At 50.1% G+C, this 2,981-nt stretch carries 2 protein-coding genes; both read left to right on the top strand.

What is annotated here, in order from left to right; all coding sequences use genetic code 11:
• Positions 1–187: 187 nt before the first annotated feature.
• The gene (locus J0895_RS24220; RefSeq protein ID WP_207090547.1) at positions 188–451 is read left to right on the top strand and encodes a hypothetical protein; all 264 of its coding nucleotides are present in this window, start codon (positions 188–190) and stop codon (positions 449–451) included.
• Positions 452–1,003: 552 nt separating this feature from the next.
• Positions 1,004–2,929, top strand: a complete 1,926-nt coding sequence (locus J0895_RS24215; protein WP_207090546.1) for a cation:proton antiporter — start codon at positions 1,004–1,006, stop codon at positions 2,927–2,929.
• Positions 2,930–2,981: the final 52 nt, after the last annotated feature.

Raw genomic sequence — 2,981 nt, 5'->3', positions numbered from 1 at the left:
TAGAAACGCTCAAAGTAGCTCCCAACCAATTTCCTGGATTTTGGTGACTAAGTAGACGGCGTTTGACGGTCGTAACGAGATTAGATTTAGGTAGTATCCTTAATCTAACTCTGTCAGTAGAATCTCAGTGGCTTTAGCCCTAAGAGTGTCAAAATAATCTCGGTGCTTTGAGGATAATTCTTGCCGTATGCCGAGAACCCCAGATTATATAGGCGTTTCCCTCCTGATCGAGGGTGGACACAAGGAACAGGTGCGTTTTTCCACGATCCAAGAGTTCCAGAAATGGTATCAAGGGGTATTGGTCCCCAACTCCGACGGAAAAGAGTTTATCAACGTGCCGATCAAAACAGCTCAAGGAGAGTATATGGTCGTGCGACCCGCTACGATCTTGGGCATTCGGGTGGAACCTGTGTTTCTGTCGAGTGTCGATCGCAGCTTTACCGAAGAATAAAGGCCCCGGAATTACCAGTCTGGATGCTCCAGGGTTGGTTTCGGCGACGGGTGTTCTGTAAACTTAGCCGTAGCCCCTTCTGTTGCCCCCTTGGTCTCTCTGAGGGGGCGATCGCTGTGGGTTTGAACTCACCCTAGGAGACTTGGGTGATGGCTGGCCTCCAACCCGGGCTAAATTGACCCAGGATCCTAATCCCTTGCCAGAAAACCCAACCGATGTGATATCCTGGTGGTCAATATCTAACTCTAAATCCAATTTAAGGGTTTTTCTTTGTCAAAAAGCCCATCCCATCCGCCGGTTTGAAGGTTGCCCTCAACTCGACTCAAATCAATTCCCCGCCTCCGGAACCGGCTTTGAGGATAGAAGTTTGCCCCCTTGGTGCCTACAAACAGAATTGCTCCAAACATTGTCCTTTATTCAGCCGGATATCGCTGTTTTATTCGGAGCGATCGCCCCGTTGAAAGCTGGCCCCTTCAAGGACAACCTATATCATCCTCATTTGACGAGCGGGCCAAATCACCGAAAGCTCGTTCGCTCTTATAACACAATCCTATGGAAATGCCTTTTGATATTACCCTGCTGATTGTCTTAACGGTCATTGCAGGGATCGGAGCTCAAGTTTTGGCGGACTACCTGAAAATTCCAGGTATCGTCTTTTTGCTGCTGTTCGGTATTCTCTTGGGTCCGGATGGTTTCGGCTTACTGCATCCGAGCCTCCTAGGAGATGGACTCGAAGTCATTGTTAGCCTTTCCGTCGCCTTAATCTTGTTTGAGGGGGGTCTGAACCTCGAACTGAAAGAACTGGATAAAGTCTCCGGTAGTCTGCGGAACCTCGTCACCATTGGCACCCTAGTCACCCTGATTGGGGGTGGCATTGCCGCTCATGCGTTCAGTGAATTTCCCTGGTCCATCTCATTTTTATATGCCGCCTTAGTCGTCGTTACCGGACCCACCGTCATCGGACCCTTACTCAAACAGGTCGAGGTCGAGCGTTCCGTGGCCGCATTGCTCGAAGGCGAAGGGGTACTCATTGATCCGGTTGGGGCAATTCTGGCCGTCTTAGTCCTGGATGTGATTTTAAATGGCGATGCTGACCCCCTGCGGTTGATTGCCGGATTGTCAATTCGTCTGGGGATAGGCAGTGCGATCGGGGCTTTGGGCGGTTGGATGCTGGGATATTTCCTCAAACGCGCCCATTTTCTCTCTGAGGACCTGAAAAATCTAGTGGTTTTAGCCGGACTCTGGGGCTTGTTCGGTCTGGCTCAAGAGATCCGAGGGGAGTCTGGACTGATGGCAACCGTAGTCGCAGGCATTGTCCTGCGAGCTTCTGATGTGCCAGATGAAAGACTGCTGCGCCGGTTTAAAGGTCAACTGACCATTTTGGCCGTTTCCGTGTTGTTTATCCTCCTAGCCGCAGATCTGTCGATCGCCAGTGTGATCGCCCTAGGTTGGGGGAGTTTAGTCACCGTGGCGATTCTGATGTTTCTGGTGCGTCCCATTAATGTTTGGCTTTGCACCATCAACAGTGGACTCAACTGGCGTCAGAAATTATTTGTAAGCTGGATTGGTCCCAAAGGAATTGTTTCGGCTTCCGTCGCCTCTTTGTTTTCGATTTTACTCACCGATCGCGGCATTAACGGGGGAGACTCCATCAAAGCCCTCGTCTTCCTCACGATTATTTTGACCGTGGTTTTGCAAGGTCTTACCGCCCGTTCTGTCGCCAAAATTTTGGGTCTGATGTCCACCAAAGCCACCGGTGCCGTGATTGTCGGTTCCAATCCCTTAAGCCGCTTAATTGCCCGACTCTTTAAAGAACGGGGTGAATCCGTGGTAATTCTGGATACCAATCCCGAAGCCTGTGAGCAAGCCGAACGAGAAGATTTGCCCGTCTTTTTAAGCTCGGCCCTAGATACCGAAGTGCTTGAAGAAGCAGGACTGGCATCGATGGGGACCTTCCTGGCCATGACTAGCAATGGAGAGGTGAATCGCGTCTTGGCGCAACGCACCGCTGAAGAGTTTTCCCCACCTCGGGTTTTAGCCTTGTTTCCTCAAGATCCACAAGGGAATAAAGCCGGGAGTAAAGCGACTAAAATTCAGCACGCTTTTATCCCCGAACTGCAACTGAAAACTTGGAACGAGTATCTCAATGATTCTCAGGTCAAGTTAGGAGAAACCGTACTCAAGGAGCCTAGTTGTGCTTTTCAACAAGCCCATTTGCAAGCCTTAATTCGCTCTGGGGATTTGGTCCCCTTATTAATCGAACGAAAACAACAACTTTTGGTGGTCTCAGCCACCGATGCATGGCAACCGGGAGATGTGATTATCTATCTCCTTCATGACCCAAAACCCAAGCTTTTGAAGCGACTTTCCGGGTCGAGTCAGTCTCGCCTAACTTTGGAAAAGTTGCCCACGGTGGAGGAAGTGCCGATTTCTTCTCTGGCGTTGGAAGAAACTCTGGAAAAAGTTTCGGCAGAGTAAATCAGGGTTCGCCTGGGTTCTGGATGGTGAATCCAGTTTTATTCTAAATAGG

The organism is Phormidium pseudopriestleyi FRX01, assembly GCF_017313335.1.
Classification (GTDB): Bacteria; Cyanobacteriota; Cyanobacteriia; order Cyanobacteriales; family Laspinemataceae; genus Laspinema; species Laspinema pseudopriestleyi.
The sequence above is the reverse complement of the archived record's forward strand: the minus strand, read 5'-3'. Positions and strand labels throughout refer to the sequence as shown.

Bases quoted from the DNA above. Each gene is read 5' to 3' on its own strand.
- J0895_RS24215 (WP_207090546.1), top strand. From the start codon at position 1,004: ATGGAAATGCCTTTTGATATTACCCTGCTGATTGTCTTAACGGTCATT.
- J0895_RS24220 (WP_207090547.1), top strand. From the start codon at position 188: ATGCCGAGAACCCCAGATTATATAGGCGTTTCCCTCCTGATCGAGGGT.